The organism is Streptomyces caatingaensis (assembly GCF_001187435.1).
Lineage (GTDB): Bacteria > Actinomycetota > Actinomycetes > Streptomycetales > Streptomycetaceae > Streptomyces > Streptomyces caatingaensis.
Map to the genome: position 1 here is coordinate 284,589 of NZ_LFXA01000002.1, position 14,715 is coordinate 299,303.

The 14,715-nt window shown below is 69.5% G+C and carries 15 protein-coding genes; 7 read left to right on the forward strand and 8 right to left on the reverse strand.

Annotation, left to right across the window (positions count from 1 at the left end; translation table 11 throughout):
* Window positions 1–6: 6 nt before the first annotated feature.
* The 6 genes from AC230_RS02075 to AC230_RS02105 all read right to left on the reverse strand — a co-directional run bounded on the left by AC230_RS02075 (window position 7) and on the right by AC230_RS02105 (window position 4,963).
* The gene (locus tag AC230_RS02075) at window positions 7–540 is read right to left on the reverse strand and encodes a plasmid mobilization protein (protein ID WP_241833040.1); all 534 of its coding nucleotides are present in this window, start codon (window positions 538–540) and stop codon (window positions 7–9) included.
* A gap of 101 nt (window positions 541–641) precedes the next feature.
* Window positions 642–875 (reverse strand): hypothetical protein, encoded by a 234-nt coding sequence (locus tag AC230_RS02080; protein ID WP_049714192.1) that lies wholly within the window; start codon window positions 873–875, stop codon window positions 642–644.
* A 376-nt stretch (window positions 876–1,251) separates the two neighbouring features.
* Window positions 1,252–2,517, reverse strand: coding sequence for a DUF2637 domain-containing protein (locus AC230_RS02090; protein ID WP_049714194.1), 1,266 nt, complete (start codon window positions 2,515–2,517; stop codon window positions 1,252–1,254).
* The gene (locus tag AC230_RS02095; protein WP_053160940.1) at window positions 2,514–3,125 is read right to left on the reverse strand and encodes a WhiB family transcriptional regulator; all 612 of its coding nucleotides are present in this window, start codon (window positions 3,123–3,125) and stop codon (window positions 2,514–2,516) included. Before AC230_RS02095 ends, AC230_RS02090 begins: the two co-directional genes overlap by 4 nt.
* Window positions 3,126–3,230: 105 nt before the next feature.
* Window positions 3,231–3,932 (reverse strand): ATP-binding protein, encoded by a 702-nt coding sequence (locus AC230_RS02100; RefSeq protein WP_053160943.1) that lies wholly within the window; start codon window positions 3,930–3,932, stop codon window positions 3,231–3,233.
* Entirely contained in the window at window positions 3,932–4,963 is a 1,032-nt protein-coding gene (locus tag AC230_RS02105) for a hypothetical protein (protein WP_049714195.1), read from the reverse strand. The genes AC230_RS02100 and AC230_RS02105 overlap by 1 nt, the downstream gene beginning before the upstream one ends.
* A gap of 462 nt (window positions 4,964–5,425) precedes the next feature.
* Between AC230_RS02105 and AC230_RS02110 the strand changes: the two genes are divergently transcribed.
* Window positions 5,426–5,929 (forward strand): helix-turn-helix domain-containing protein, encoded by a 504-nt coding sequence (locus AC230_RS02110; protein ID WP_241833041.1) that lies wholly within the window; start codon window positions 5,426–5,428, stop codon window positions 5,927–5,929.
* A 31-nt stretch (window positions 5,930–5,960) separates the two neighbouring features.
* Here the strand turns inward: AC230_RS02110 and AC230_RS30575 are convergent, their stop codons facing one another.
* Window positions 5,961–6,791: a helix-turn-helix transcriptional regulator gene (locus tag AC230_RS30575; RefSeq protein WP_078870883.1), complete on the reverse strand. Its 831-nt coding sequence runs from the start codon at window positions 6,789–6,791 to the stop codon at window positions 5,961–5,963.
* Window positions 6,792–7,062: 271 nt separating this feature from the next.
* Here AC230_RS30575 and fabG point away from each other — a divergent pair, with 271 nt between their 5' ends.
* From fabG to AC230_RS02145, 6 genes are all read left to right on the forward strand, one after another.
* The gene (fabG, locus tag AC230_RS02120) at window positions 7,063–7,767 is read left to right on the forward strand and encodes a 3-oxoacyl-ACP reductase FabG (RefSeq protein WP_049714197.1); all 705 of its coding nucleotides are present in this window, start codon (window positions 7,063–7,065) and stop codon (window positions 7,765–7,767) included.
* A 160-nt stretch (window positions 7,768–7,927) separates the two neighbouring features.
* The gene (locus AC230_RS02125) at window positions 7,928–8,452 is read left to right on the forward strand and encodes a M48 family metalloprotease (RefSeq protein ID WP_049714198.1); all 525 of its coding nucleotides are present in this window, start codon (window positions 7,928–7,930) and stop codon (window positions 8,450–8,452) included.
* A 35-nt stretch (window positions 8,453–8,487) separates the two neighbouring features.
* Window positions 8,488–9,675 carry an MAB_1171c family putative transporter gene (locus tag AC230_RS02130; RefSeq protein WP_206743341.1) on the forward strand — a complete coding sequence of 396 codons (1,188 nt, stop codon included), beginning with the start codon at window positions 8,488–8,490 and terminating at the stop codon, window positions 9,673–9,675.
* The gene (locus AC230_RS02135; RefSeq protein ID WP_049714199.1) at window positions 9,672–10,853 is read left to right on the forward strand and encodes a cytochrome P450 family protein; all 1,182 of its coding nucleotides are present in this window, start codon (window positions 9,672–9,674) and stop codon (window positions 10,851–10,853) included. Before AC230_RS02130 ends, AC230_RS02135 begins: the two co-directional genes overlap by 4 nt.
* 67 nt (window positions 10,854–10,920) lie before the next feature.
* Window positions 10,921–11,406, forward strand: a complete 486-nt coding sequence (locus tag AC230_RS02140) for a hypothetical protein (protein ID WP_049714200.1) — start codon at window positions 10,921–10,923, stop codon at window positions 11,404–11,406.
* A 44-nt stretch (window positions 11,407–11,450) separates the two neighbouring features.
* Window positions 11,451–12,794: a hypothetical protein gene (locus AC230_RS02145; protein WP_049714201.1), complete on the forward strand. Its 1,344-nt coding sequence runs from the start codon at window positions 11,451–11,453 to the stop codon at window positions 12,792–12,794.
* A 54-nt stretch (window positions 12,795–12,848) separates the two neighbouring features.
* On the opposite strand, the gene AC230_RS02150 is transcribed toward AC230_RS02145, so the two are convergent.
* The gene (locus tag AC230_RS02150) at window positions 12,849–14,609 is read right to left on the reverse strand and encodes a hypothetical protein (protein WP_049714202.1); all 1,761 of its coding nucleotides are present in this window, start codon (window positions 14,607–14,609) and stop codon (window positions 12,849–12,851) included.
* Window positions 14,610–14,715 lie beyond the last annotated feature (106 nt).

Sequence of the window (14,715 nt, forward strand, 5' to 3'; positions counted from 1 at the left end):
GGGTGCTTACTGGTCGAGGAGCCGGATGGTGGCGGCCTGCAGGCGCTCGGTTGCCCGGTGCACCGCCTCCAGCACGACGTCGGTCTGCGGCGCGTGGCCGTCGGAGTTGAGGATCTTGGCGATCTGGTTGAGGTTGTTGCCGATGTAACCGAGATGGCGCCTCGCGGCGAAGAGTTCGGAGACGATCTCGCGTCGGCTCGCGATCTCGGCGGTGGTGCGGTCGAGGTCACGGGCGGCGGCCAGGGCAGCGTGGGCGAGGTAGGCGGCGACGGTGATGCCGGCGGCGTTCGCGCCAGCGGTGATCAGGGCGAGCTCTTCGTCGTTGAAGCGGGCGGTACGGCCGTGGAGGCGTCTGCCGCGCTGGTAGGGGCGGCGGCGGATGCGGGGCTTGGCGTTCGTGTGGAGGTGCTCGCACGAGGGCGAGTGGCAGACGTGCTCGCCCTGCTTTGGCTGCGGTCCGCCCTCGGTCGCAGCCTCTCCGGCCGGTGCCCCCTGGCGCCGGTCGGCCTCCGCCCCCGGGGCGGGGGCTGCTTTGTGCACTCCTCCGTAGGAGGAGTGCACAAAGCTCCAACTTGCTCGCGCTGAGGTCGAGTTGGGTGCCGCCTGCGGGTGCGAGGGGTTCGGGGACGGTCGGCGGTTTGTCATCGGTTCTCACCGTCGGTGCCGCGCAGCTGCTGCTGGAATGTGGCGGCCAGGGTCAGGACTTCGCTGGCGTCGCGCAGCAGCCACACCGTGCTGTCGGGGCGGATCTGGGCGAGCCACTGCCCGTCCGGTCCTTCGACGGCGGCGTGTACGAGTCCGTAGCGCAGGAGCACGTCGATCCAGGCGGCGGCCTCCAGGCCGGCGTTCGGTGCGGGCATCGGGTGGTGGGGCATGTGTGGCGCGAACTCCCTTGCAGAGCGGGGGCGGGGCGGCGGCCCGGCCGGGTGTGGTTGGGCCGCCTGGTGGCGATGGCAGCGGTATGTGTGCTGGTCAGCCGCATTCGCGGCAGCGGCGGAGGTGCCGGTTCAGGGCCCGGGCCATGGCATGGCGGGTGGTCTGGGCGCTGGTGCGGCAGGTCCGGCCCAGGGGGCTGGCCGGGGCGCGGTCGGCGCGGCTCTCGTATCCGGTTATGTCGCGCTCGAAGGCGGTCCGGATGGAGCGGAATCGGTAGCAGTGGTGCACAGCGATGGCCTTTCACGGGCATGCAGGGTGTGCGGCCGCCGGTGGCTGTGGGGCCGCCGCACACCGGGGAAGGCGGGCGAGGGGAGGTCAGGCGGCGAGCGCGGCTTCGTCGCGCAGGCGCTGGAGAATCAGGCCGAGGCGCTGGTTGCTGACCTGGATCTGGTGCTCGCGCAGGCCGCTGCGGACGACGGTCCGGTTGATACGGCCATGGAGTGTGACCGCGGCGCGGGCGATCGGCAGGAGTTCGTCGATGTCCTGCTCTTCGCCGTCGCCTCCGGTCATGGACCGGTCCGCGCTCCGCCGGTCCGCAGCGTCGGTGGTCCGCTGGTCCGCGGCGGCGTCGAGCGGCGTGGACTGGTTCTGCGGACCGGTCCGCTGGTCCGCACCCTTCTGCGGACCGGTCCGGACCTCTTCGTCTGTCTTGGAAGGTGCGGTCCGCTGGTCCGCAGCGGACCGGTCCGCGGTCTGCGCCGACGGTCCGGAAGAGGCGGCGTCCGTAGTCCGGGGACCGGGCGCCCGGACCGATGCCGTCGCGGACCGGTCCGCAGACGCCCGGGGCAGCGGACCGGATGCCCCTGGTTCCTGCGGGTGCGGCAGCGCCGGATCGCGGTCGGCGGCAAGGGCTTCGTGCGATGCCGGCGCCTCGGCGAGCGGACCGTCGAGGGCCCCAGTTCGGGGTCCGCTGAGGGCACGGACGGTCTCAGCGGACAGGTCCGCAGCGGTGGTCCGGGGCGAGCGGGCTGGTCCGCTCGCCTGTCCGGCGCTGTGGTCCTGGCGTGGAACGGTCCGCACCGTGTTCTCCGGACCGGCCGCTGCACGGTTCTGGTCCGCGGACCGGTCTCCACGAGCGGTCCGCTGGTCCGCACACGCTGGATGGTCCGCGGGGACCGGTCCGCGCGGCGCCTCGGTGTGGGCGGGCTGGTGGCGGGTGATCAGGATGTAGAGGTGGACCGCGCCGGCGAGGGCGAGCGGGGCCAGGGTGGACAGGACGCCGACGGTGACGTCACCGAGCCGCAGTTCGGTGCTTTCGGCGTGGTGCAGCTGGTTGAGCCGGATGGCGTGCAGGGCGTTGGCCCAGATGCTTGCGGCGGTTGCGGTGCCGAACAGGGCCCAGACGTAGAGCCGTGCGCGCCAGGGAGCGGTGCGGGTGAGGATCAGGGCTCGGACGCCGTAGCCGATGAAGCCGTCGATGACCAGTGGATAGAGGTAGGTGAGCAGGCCGCGGATGTGGATGGCGACGGCCATCTGCTGGAGTGCGTCGTAGGACAGGGCGCATCCTGCGGCGCCGAGGAGCAGGATGGCGGCGCGGTCCCAGTCGCCGACCGCCGTGGTGGTGTTGCTGGTGGTGGTCACGCGGCCTCGCCGAGGCTGTCGCGGTCGATGACCTGGCCCAAGCGTCCGGGCACCGTGGTGGTGCCGGAGGCGGCATCGTCGGCAGGCTCGTCAGTGCCTCCTGCCTCCTGCCAGTAGCGGTCGCGGTCCTCGATCTCGTTGTGTGCGTTGCGCAGCAGATCGGTGGCCCAGTCCTGACTGACCTTCAGGGTCCAGGCGAGCTGTTCGGCGGTGAAGCCGTGGAGATAGGCGAGGCGGGCGACGGCGGCACGTTCTGCGTTGCTGAGGTGGATGTCCAGGCCGCGCAGCGCGGCGGCGACGCGGTCCCCGTCCAGACGGTAGTCGAGCTTGTGGTGGAGAGGCCGGCGTTCGTCCTCCGTCATGCCTCCCCGGATGCCGTAGAAGCTCTCGCTCTCCAGGGCGGCGTCCAGGCAGATCCGGCGGACGGGGCACTGGGCGCACAGCGCCTTGGCCTGGGCGATGTCCTTGCGGGCGCGGGAGGTGGGGAAGAACAGCCGGTCGGCGATGTCGGGTTCGAGGTTGCTGCAGGCGGCCTTGTCGTGCCAGGACTGGTCACCGAGCCGCCGGAAGTCGGAGGCGGGCGTGGCGGTGGTGGTGCGGGCGTGCATGGGAAGGTGCTCCGTTCGCCCCCGGGGCGCGTGCGGACAGCGCTCAGCGCGGGGGTTCGGGTGAAGAGGATGCAGGAGGAAGCGGCGATGGTCGGGAGCAGCCAGTCAGGCGGCGTTGTCCCGGCGGCGGTCGGGGCCGGTGAAGACCACCTGTTCGCACATGCCGGTCAGGCGGGAGGCGACCCGGTCGCCGATCTGTGCCCGGAGGTCGCTGATGGGCAGGTTGCTGGTGACCAGGGTGGGCAGCTGGTGGATGCTGCGCTGGTTGATCAGCCGGTAGGTCAGTTCCTCGGTCCATTCCGAGGACTTCGCGGCGCCGAGGTCGTCCAGGAGCAGCACCGGGATGCGGATGATGCGGCGCAGCATCCACTCCGGGTCGACGCCCTGGCGCGGGCGCATCTCGGCGTAGAGGTCGGCGGCGGTGGTGGCGTGCCAGCGCACGTCAAGGCCGGCGCCGAGCAGGCTGCGGATCGCCCCGTACGCGGCGTGGGTCTTGCCCCGGCCGGTCCGGCCGACCAGCAGCAGCGACGGGCCGTGGGTCACCTGCCGCCGTGCGGAGACGTTCGGCGCTTCGGCGGCGCGGGCGATCGTGTGCACCCAGGCGGCCACCCGGGGGTGGTCGGCGACTGCGCCCCGGTACAGGCGCGGGATCTGCCTCTGCGCCCGCTCAAGGGCGGGGATCGGCTCGGGCGTGTCGCTGACCGGCATCCCGCCCGGGGGCATGCCGCGCTCGGCGAAGATCCGCTGGAAGCGGGCGGCGATCGGGGCGGCCGACAAGGGCGCCGGATCGCGGTGGCGAGGGGGCATCAGAGCACCTCCTCGTACGCCGAGTCGTCCGCCGGGTTCATCCAGGGCGTGTACCCGCCGCCTGCCCGAGCGGGCGTCTGCCGGGCGGTGGCGTTCATGACCTCGTTGACCAGGCTCGGCAGCACACTCGGGCTCAGCCCCTTCACCCGCAGCCGCTCCAACGCGGCACGCAGGTGCTCGGTGGCGATGCCCTCGGCAAGCAGCTGATTCAGCTCCCGCCCCAGATGCCCGAGCACCCGCTCCGGCGGCCGGTGCGCACAGGCGGCGACGTACTCGCCGATCAAGGTCTTGGCCGAGACGGTCGAGGGCGCGGGCGCGGTGCGCCCCGAAGGTATGGATCCAGGATCCAAGATCCTAGATCCAGACGGCGAGGGCTCGTCGAGGACTCGACGAGGGTTCGACGAATCTTCGTCGAACGTGCTCTGACCTGCGGGTTCTCCGCTAGCCGTGGAGGTGGCGCTCTCCGAGTGCCCGGCGGAAGGTACCGGGGTGGGGGAGGAGGTGGTCGGTGGAGCGGAGGGCTGATCGGCGCTCGCGAAGACTCGTCGAACGTTCGTCGAGGACTCGACGAGTGCTCGAGGAGTGCTCACCGAGTCCTCGACAACGCGGACCGAGGGTGCCGGCGCGTGATCCGATCGCGGCGTCTGGCCGCACTCGGCCTTGCAGGCGCCGCATCGCTTGTCCTGGTCGTGGGCGGAGCACAGAGGCAGGCGCGAAGCGCTGGGCCGGTCGATCTTCTGGTGCTTCGCCCAGGCCACGATGTGCAGGTACCCCCGTCCGTCGCACCCGGTGTACCGGCAGATCAGCCCGGCGCTGGCGAGCTGCTGGAGATCGTCTTCGACGTCCAGCGGAGTGTGCTCGGGACGCAGCGGCCACAGCTTGCCCGCGATGATCGCGGGATGGTCGCGGTGACGCCCGTGGTCGTCGGCCTGGGTGAGCAGCCCGAAGAACGTCCGCTCGGCTGTGACCGTGCAGGCGGCGAGGGACTCGGAGACGAATGCCTCGGGTTTGATCGTGCGGATGCGCGCCATGATCAGCGGCCCCCGTCAGCTGCGAGGCGCTCGGCGTGCAGGTCAAGGCCGGCGGCTTGGTCTGCCGAGGTTTCCTGCTGGTGAGCAGGCATGTAACAATCGCTCCTTCGAGTGGGGCCGTCCGGGATGCCTCGTCCAAAGGGTCCGGATCGGCTCTGGTTGTGACCTCCTCGCCTTTGCAGAGGCGGGAGCGTCTTGTGGTTGGCGCCTGAGAGTTACCGCTCTCGGGCGCCAGCTCGTATCTGCGTCTGTCGTCGCGCCGCGCGAACCACCCTTTCTCCCCGGACCTCCCTGGCCGCAGGGACCAGCACCATACGGTCAGCTCTCCGCCACAGTCCAGCGGTTGCTACCCCTCTGACCAGCGACGGAACACTCAGGTGTCGCGAGCCGTGAAAAACTTACACCGCAGTTACACCCCGTGGCCAACTGGAGTGTTCGACCTCGGGCTGGCGCTACACTGGAGTGGTGATCGATAAGTTGACCGGTAACCCGGGTGAAGGGAGGGCGGAGATGGCAGGCGGGCCGGAGAAGACGTTCGCCGAGCTCTTGGAACACCTGGTCCAGGAGATCCACCCACCCGGGCGCGGTCCGTACACCAACGCGGAGATCGCGGAGGCGATCACCAAGGCCGCCACGAACGGCGGCAAGGGCATCTCCGCCAGCGCCATCGCACAGCTGCGCACCGGGCAGAAGAAGAACCCCATGATGTCGACGATCAAGGCCCTCGCCGACTTCTTCGGTGTCGAGCCCGGGTACTTCTTCGACCAGGAGGCGAAAGAGCGGACGGAAGCCGAGATCGCGTTGGTCGCCGCGATGCGCGACCAGGACGTACGGCGCGTCGCCCTGCGCGCGAAGGGTCTGTCCGGGAACAGCCTGAGCATGGTCACGGCGCTCATCGAGCAAGCCCGGAGTCTCGAAGGCTTGCCCGACAGCGAGTCGACACACGGTCTGGATCTCAGCCAGTAACCTGCCGGGGGCGAGGCGGCTGCGTTGGCTATCAGCGGCGCGGTGCCCAATCGCGCATGAGCACGATGAATCGCAGCTGCGTATTGCGCAACGGGGCCAGGGCCATGATTTTCACCGGCACCTCTTCCCTCTGATGGTATGGAAGCCGCAGACGCCGGATATCCCCATCAGGATGTACCTGAGTCCGGTTTTCCTTCCAGAGTTCGGCCGCCTCTGCGTTTCCAGCGAGGATGTCGTCCCGGAGCTTCGCCAGCTCCTTGCTCTTCGGGTTATGCGCGATGGCCACCCGGATTTGCGCCAGAAAGGGATCCGCCCAGTCATCCCGCCAGTTGACCAGCTGCTCGCGGGCCTCCGGGTAGAGAAAGGCCCATCGCATGCTGTTCCGCTCGTACGGAATCCACGGGAACCAGTCCGCCTGCTGATCGTTGTGCGCGACGATGTCCCACCAGAGGTTGGTGACGTAGGCCGGATTCGGGAGCTGGGTATCCAGGAGGGCTTGCATGCTCTCGTCGACCGCTGTGTCCACGGCCAGGCGGGTCGGCTCGGGCGTCCGGCCTACGGCCAGCTGAAACAGCACTCCGCGCTCGGTTTCGTCCAAACGCAGTGTCATGGTGAGCCGCTGCAGGAAGGCGTCCGAGAAATCGGCCGGCTCGCCCTTCTCCAGCTTGCGGTACCAGGTGACGCTCACCCCTGTCAGGGTGGCCACCTCCTGCTGAGTGAGGCCGGATCTCAGGCGGCGCCGCTGCGTATCGATGCCGGGGATCCTCCGCGGGTCGAGCCTCTCGCGCCAGGAGACGAGCAGCTGCCCAAGCTCGTTCTCTGACGGCCTGACACCTTTGAGATGTCTGTCACCGATTTCCATGGTGGGCGCGGTCCTTCCTCTGTACGCATGGGCAGCGGTCAATTCTGATCGTGCCTCCAGAACGGTCGATGCGCGAGCCAACTGACGAGGTCACGGCGAGGTCAGGGGGTAACAGGTCTTGCGTGCGAGGAGTCCTCGATTGGTCTAACGCAGGCAGCGTCACATCGACTGTCGCCACTCCGAGTGGCGATTGTGAAGGTGCAGAATGCAGGGGCTGGTCATTGAGCGATCGGCCGACACAGAAGTTCAATTCGAGAAAGTTTAAATCGCAATGTCGCGCTCTGTTCTTGTCACGGGTGGAAACCGGGGGATCGGACTGGCCATCGCCCGCGCACTCTCGACCGCGGGGGACCGGGTCGCGGTCACCTATCGCAGCGGCGAGCCGCCGGAGGGACTGTTCGGCGTGCGCTGCGACGTCACCGACGCAGACCAGGTCGCCCAGGCTTTCTCGGCGATCGAACAGGAGCAGGGGCCCGTCGAGGTCCTCGTCGCCAACGCCGGCATCACCAAGGACAACCTGCTCCTGCGCATGGACGAGGCCGACTTTCTCACCGTCCTGGACGCCAACCTCGTGGGAGCCTTCCGCGTCGCCAAACAAGCGGCCCGAGGCATGCTCCGCGCCCGCAAGGGCCGCATCGTCCTGATCGCTTCCGCAGTCGCCCTCGCCGGCGAGGCGGGCCAGTCGAACTACGCGGCCTCCAAGGCCGGCCTTGTCGGATTCGGCCGCTCCCTGGCCAAGGAGCTCGGCTCCCGCGGCATCACCGTCAATATCGTCGCCCCTGGCCTGACGGATACCGACATGACCGCCGCCCTGCCGGACGAGCGCAAGCAGCACATCCTCGAGCAGATCCCCCTGCGCCGTGCCGCGGCACCCGAAGAGATCGCCCACGCCGTCAAGTTCATTGCCAGCCCCGAGGCCGCCTACATCACCGGAGCGGTGATCCCGGTCGACGGCGGCGTCGCCATGGGGCACTAACCCGCGACCAGCGCACGAGCGGCATGGTCCCCGTACGGCCGCATCACAGCGCCGGTGAGAGCTGGTGAAGCCGTCCTAAACGCGACAACACCGCAGGCGTCGCACCCGCACGGGAAGCCCGGAGCGGCGCCGACGGACCCGGAGGGAACTGGAGGAGAACATGGACGATCGGCTGCGCACGGCCTGCTCGGAGCGGCTCGAAGCCCTGAACCTTCCCCACCGCTTCGGCACCCAACAGCTATGCGACGCCGTCGCCGAACTCCGCGGCAAACCGATCATCCTGCGCCCCATGGACACCGCGGTCACGGGCGACCTGCCATGCGGCATCCGCGTGGAAACGGCCACGGCTGACCTTTTGTACTTCGAGCGAGGCACCTCCGCGCTCCACCAGATGCACATCCTCGCCCACGAAATCGGCCACGTCCTGTGTGATCACCCGGGCACCCTGTCGCTGGGCGGAGGTACGGACGAGGCGCTCGGGCTCAACCCCACGCTCGTCCGGCGGATGTCCGGCCGTACCAGCTACCGCACCGACGACGAGCGCGAGGCGGAAGTCATGGCCACCGTCATCCGCCAGCGCATCTACCGCGGAATGGAATTGCCGCCCAGCCAGCCCCACGACCGAAGCGAACGCTGGGAAGCCCTCTTCGCCAACTTCCCCCAGAAAAAGCGCAAAAGACTGTGACTCCACCCCTCATTTTCCACACCGCGGACATCCTCATGCTGGCGGTCATCTTCTGGTTCGTCCGGGGCCGCCGCACGAACCGACGCCCCGTGGGCGCGAACGCCATGGTCGCCATCTTCGCCTCGCTCTGGGTGGCCTTCGCCGCGTATGCTCCCGCCGGCCGCTACGTCGTCGAGTCCGTCATCCCCCACGGCTCCCGGCTCGTCAGCAACTGCGCCAGCCTGACCGCCGCCACCGCGGTCCTGGCCTTCATGTTCCAGATCAGCGACCCTGACACAGCTCGCCGACGCATTCGCCTGCGCCTGACCTACCTGGTCTCCGCAGTCTCCGTGATGAGCGGGCTGTTCATCGCCGGCGACGAAGACCGGTTCTCGCCCCAGCTCTACGCGCTCTACCTCTTCGTCTACATCACCTACCTGGGCATCACCGTCGGCGAATTCCTCGTGCAGACCTGGAAACAGTCCTGCCGATCCCGCCGGACAAGCCAACGCATCGGACTGCGCCTAGCCTCCGCCGGCTGCGCCTCCGCCCTGGTCTACTGCTGCTACAAGATCTTCACCCTGGTCTCCCTCGGATTCGACCTGGGCCTGATCACGCATGGCTACCGGTGCTCCAGCATCTTCACCCCCGTGCGCTGCACCTTCAGCGTTGCCGCGCCCGCCGTCAGCGTGCTGCTGGTCGTCTCCGGCCTGACCCTGCCCGCACTGGCCTGGCCCATCAGCCAACTGGCCCGCAAACGCTGGGAGACCCGCTCCTTCAAGGCCCTCGCGCCCCTATGGAGCGAGCTGGCCGAGGTCAGCCCCGACATCGTCCTCGCCACCATCAACTCCGGCGAAGTAGCCGAGGCCGACGCTGACTTCTTCCTCCACCGCCGCGTCATCGAGATCAACGACGGCATCCTGACCCTGAGGGCCTACCGCTCCGGACGCGTCCAGCAAGCCACCACACACGCCCTGGCCCAGCTCGGTGAAGCCGACACGCTCCGCGGGTACGCCACGGTGGAAGCGGCTGTACTCAAAGATGCTGTCCGGGCCAAGCACCGCGGCCTGAGACCGAACGGGGACATCGCCCGGCCTGCACCCGGCACTGACGAACGAGAGGGCAACCTGAGAGCCGAGACCGAGTGGCTGCTGCTCGTCGCCCAGGCATACGCCAACAGCGACGTCGTGCGCGCGACCACCACCGAGGCCGCCCAGGAAAAGGAAGCTGTCCCCACACCATGAGCGACCCGCTGTCGTGCCCGGAGTTCCTCCACAACCCCTACCCCTTCTACGACCAACTCCGGGAAGCAGCCCCTGTCCAGCAGGTGACCACCGGCTCCGGCGGCAGGTCCAGCTACCTGGTGACCGGCTACGCCGAGGCGAAGGCGGCCTTCAGGGACCCGCGACTGTCCAAGGACACCGCGCGGTTCTTCGCCGGCCGCCCCTCCCACCGCAACCTGCACCCCGCGATCGCGCACAACATGCTTGCCACCGACCCGCCCCAGCACACACGGCTCCGCCGCCTGGTGACCAAGGCATTCACCACCGGCGCCGTCGCCCGCCTGCGCCCGTACATCGAGCACACCGTCGACCGCCTCCTCGACGACCTCCCGATGGACGGCGAAGCCGACCTCGTGGCCGCCCTGGCCATCCCGCTGCCGGTCACGGTGATCTGCCAACTGCTCGGCGTACCCGAGTCCGACCGCGCACAAGTCCGAGCCTGGTCCAACGACCTCTTCGCCGCCGGGCAGCCCGAACGGATCGACGCTGCCTCCCACGCCGTGGCTGGCTACATGGCCGACCTCATCGCGGCCAAGCGCGCCGAACCGGACAACAGCCTCTTGCGCGACCTCATCACCGTCCGGGACGAAGGCGACCAGCTCAGTGAGGACGAACTCGTCTCCCTCGCCGTCCTCCTGCTCATCGCCGGCCACGAAACCACCACGAACTTCATCGGCAACGCCACCCTGGCGCTGCTCCAGCACCCCGGTCTTCTCGACCACGTACGCACCGACCCCTGCCGGATCGGCAATGTGCTGGACGAACTGCTGCGCTACGACTCGCCGGTCGGGATCGCGACCTTCCGCTACAGCACCGAGGCGCTCACCCTCGGTGAGACCGAGATCCCGGCCGGGGTACCTGTACTCATTTCTCCTGGAGCAGCCAACCGAGACCCTGCGCGGTACCCGGCCCCCGACCACCCTGACACCGGCCGCGACGCCCGGGGACACCTGGCCTTCGGCCACGGCATCCACCGATGCCTGGGAGCGCCGCTCGCCCTCGCCGAGGCGGAGATCGCCCTTCGCGCGCTCCTGACCCGATTCCCTGGATTGCGCCTCGCCGTAGCGGCCGAAGAACTCCGGTGGCGCCGTACGCGGCTCATGCGGGGACTGGAATCCCTGCCGGTATTCACGGGGTAGAAGGCCCTGTGGACCGGATGCGCCCGAAGGGTGCTGCCCAGTCGGCTCTGCATGCCAAGATCGGCACATGCTGAATGGGCTGGGGGCTGGATCGCTGCGGGAGCTGTGCTTTAGGGCTGAGCATCTGAGGGCCGAGGTCGAGACCGGGGGTTGGAAGCCGAACACCTTTGATCTTCGTCTGCTCCGTGTGCTTGATCAGAGCGAACCGTTTCGCTTGCCCCTGAGCACGGACCCGGGGACGGACACCGCACTCACGCCGCTCGCCGTTTCGCGTGAGTCTGCCGCCGTCATCTCGGGTGATGCGATCACGGTGGCGTTCGTCGCCTCGGGAGTCCGGCAGGTTAACCGGATGGATGGTCGTCTTGTGGCGTTGCTGGGCGACGCGGTGGGATTGCAGGAGTTCCCTTCCGCGGCGTACACGCCAGCAGGTAGGGAGGCCCTGACGGCTGTGACGAGGCTGGTCCGTTCCGCTGCTGCGTACCGGCCTTGGTGGTCGCGGCTCCTACCCACCCGGCTCCGGTCTGCGGCAGCGAGCCCTACGATCTTCCGATAGCCGACCGGCTGTCCAGGGTCTAGTCGGCAGGAGGGGAGGACACAGTGGTGGAGGAGTGGGAGCGGGCCTGCGAGCGCGGATCGGAGGTGGCCGCCAGTTACCTGGGGAAGCCGGATGATCCTCGTGGCACGTGGGAGTGGACGGCGGTCACCGGCATCCTGTCCATGACCTTCGCCGCCTTGGGGAAGAGCATCCAGGGCGGGGTCGGTGCGGTCGGTCTCGGATCGCTGCTGTGGCACCTGCAGCAAGGCCCCGGGCACCTGCGGGGTCTGGTCGTCCCGCTGGTCGGCGACCGTCTCGCCGCGGGCACGGACAGCGTCCCGGACACGGTCGGGGCCGCGGATGATCCTGTGGTGGCGCGGTGGCTGTGGCTGACACGGACCTGGCCCGAGGCCGCGTACGCCGATGAGCGTCCTGCGCCGGGGAGTGCACCGCGTTGGGACGGCCTGCAGCGTGTCTACCGCCGTGAGCATCCGGATCCCGCAGTGGACATCGGGACCGACTGGGCGCTCATGGCGGCCAATGCGGCGTTGACCCTCCAACGTGGCGGCATCGCTCCCCAGACCCGTGTTCGGATCGTCGGCGGTGAGGAGGACGGCGGGTCTGCCACCGTGATCCTTCCGGCATGGGGGCTCGATGACGAAGCCCGCGACGTCAACTCCGGCCCGCCGCCGTCCTACTTGGTGCGACTGGGCGCCACGGGTGATCGAGGCGTCCAGTTCGAGCCCCTGCTGGTGTCCAGTGACCGGGTGCGCGTCTTGGAGCTGGAGGACGAGGAGGCGCCGTTCGGCGTGGACCGGACGTTCACCACGGTGTGGGAGGCGTGTTCGACGTGGGCCGGTGCCCTGGTGGGCTGGCACCGCGTCCGCACGCCCGCCGCGTGGAGGGGGACCGATGCTGAAGGCGCCGGGCGGCTGCCGTTGGTGAACCGCCTGGTCACCCTGGCTCTGTTCGTCACGGCGCGTGCCGAGGGCCTGGACGACCCCGCCGACGGGTCTGCCGTCGCCCGCACCCCGCTGATGCCGGCCGCGGACCTCCTGCCCGGCCGGTTCGGCGGCCTCTACAGGGTCGACGAACTCCTCAGCCGCGTGATCTCCGACGTCGGGCCGCGGCCGGAGCGCGGGCCTCTGGAAGAGGTGCGCCGCCTGTGGAAGTCGTTCGAACGCACCGGGCGGGAGGTACAGGAATGGGCGGCGGGTACGGCGCACGAGGTGCTGCTCGCGCACGCCGGCCAGCTGCGGGTCCCGGTCGGCCTCAGCGCCCGGGACATCCTCGCCCGCCTGAGCAGCGGCCAGCTGCAGGTGACCCTGGCCGACCGCGCCGAGGACCTTGTCGCCGACGCCCAGCAACGCTCCCACGACACCCTCGGATCACTCTTCGAGAACTGAGCCGCCGCTCGACCGGCTCCTCCGGCCCGTGGCCGGAGGAGCCGGTGCTGGTGCCTACTTGCCCTTGCGCTTGCGCTTGGGTGTCCGCTTCGGCTGGGTACGGACCACACCGGTGCGGTCCGGGGGCGGCGGCGTGCGTCGAGGAGTGCCCTCCGCCGCGCGCAGGATGGCACTCACACGCTCACACAGGGCCGCCTTCTGCTCCGGCGTGGTGGCATCGGCGGGGGTCTCCAGCAGGTGCTGCTTCGCGACGGCGATGATGTCCGCCTCCCACACGGCCCGTTCGCCGGCATCGCGGGGCAGGGGGTAGTCCCCGTCGTAGAGCTGGCCGAGGAGGTGGAGCGCGTCCTGGTCGCTGATCTCGTTGATCATTTCGCGGTCGGGCGTCTTGAGGGCCTTGGCCTCGCTCTCCCTGATCTCCTGGATCAGGGCCAGGCGGGCGGATTCCCGGGAGCGGTGGACCTTGGGGTGGACGCACAGCCAGGCAGCGGTCGCGGCGAACGCCAGCAGCCCGGGAGCCTCGTCCCCGGCCGTCGGACTGAACTCGGCGTCGCGGCCGTCTTCGTTCATGGCGGTCAGCAGACGCTGCGCGGCCGCCCGGTGTTCCGCCGGCGCATGCCGTGCGATCAGATCACCGGCGCCGCCGGCGGCGGCCCGGTTGGAGATGTGGGCGCCGTGCGTCTCCGCCTGGTAGAAGAGGTCGTTGGCCAGCGCGAGGGCCTGCCGGGAGGCGAACTGGAAGCGCGGCTGCGGATACGGCAGCCGGCCGGGATCGTCGTCCCACGAGGCGATCCGGTCCACGACCGCAGCCAGGGTCTGGGCGTCCTCGTCGATGAACGCCAGGACCGCGCGACGCGACAGAGCGTGCATCCGGCCCGTCCGCTCGACGATTCCATCCGGCAGCTCATCCATGAGGGACCCGACGACGCTGCGCATCGCCTCCTGCTCCGCATCCAATGGGGCATGGCCGATCACGCGCTCGGCCTGGCGCGCCGCCTTCCGGGCGGGCTGCGCACGGACGGCGGCAATCATCATGGCCAGTTCGAAGGCCAGCATGACCTGATCGTCTTGGGACTGGGCGGCGAACTCCGCCTGAGCGCGCTTGATCATCCTGGTCGTGCCGTGGACAGCCTCGACCGCGCGCTGGGGCAGCCCGACGGGATAGGTAGCCGAGTCCTGCGGGAACGGGGTCAGGTGCTTGAGGTACTCCGGCGACATGATCGAAGCGGCCACCTGCGCCCACGTCCGCCACAGGCTGGCGCCGTGTCCTTCGTCGGCGACGAGACGGGTGATGGCCCGGTCCGCTTCGGCGTGGTGCATTTCGGTCAGGGCACAGATCGCCCAGGCCGCGGCGCTCACCCACCCCGCGTTCGGTGCGGCGGCGAACTCCTCGTGCGCCTTGTCCTGTTCCAGCAGCTCCTCCAGCCCGCCGGCCAGGCGGAGCGTATCGGAGACGTGCTTGCCCAGGTGCTCGACCAGCAGTACGCGTTCGTCCGGCGCCAGCTCGACAGTGCACCGTTCCGCGGCGCTCGTGATGTCGGCCGGCTCGCCTTGGCAGGCGGCGCCGCACAGGTCGCGCCCGAGGTGCACCCAGCGGGCTTCTGGGTCGGTGACCCCGGCGAACGGCGGGCCGGAGGCGCCCGTGGCCGCTACGGCGATCTGTGACCACGCGGCCAGCAACGGCGAGAGGCGGTCGGCGTTGTGAGCCAGGCCGTCCTCGACGAGCAAGGCGGTGGTGGACCACAGGTTCGGGTCGTTGACCAGTGTGCCGGTCAGCTTTCGAGCGTCGTCGAACTCGGCTTGTCGGATCAGCATGCGAGCGCCGTGCCCCCCAGGGTGCGGATCGCGGAGCCCCTCTTTCCCAGGGCTGCCGCGGTGTGATGACGGATGCCGTGCGGGGCCAGCGTTTCAGCAGGCCGAC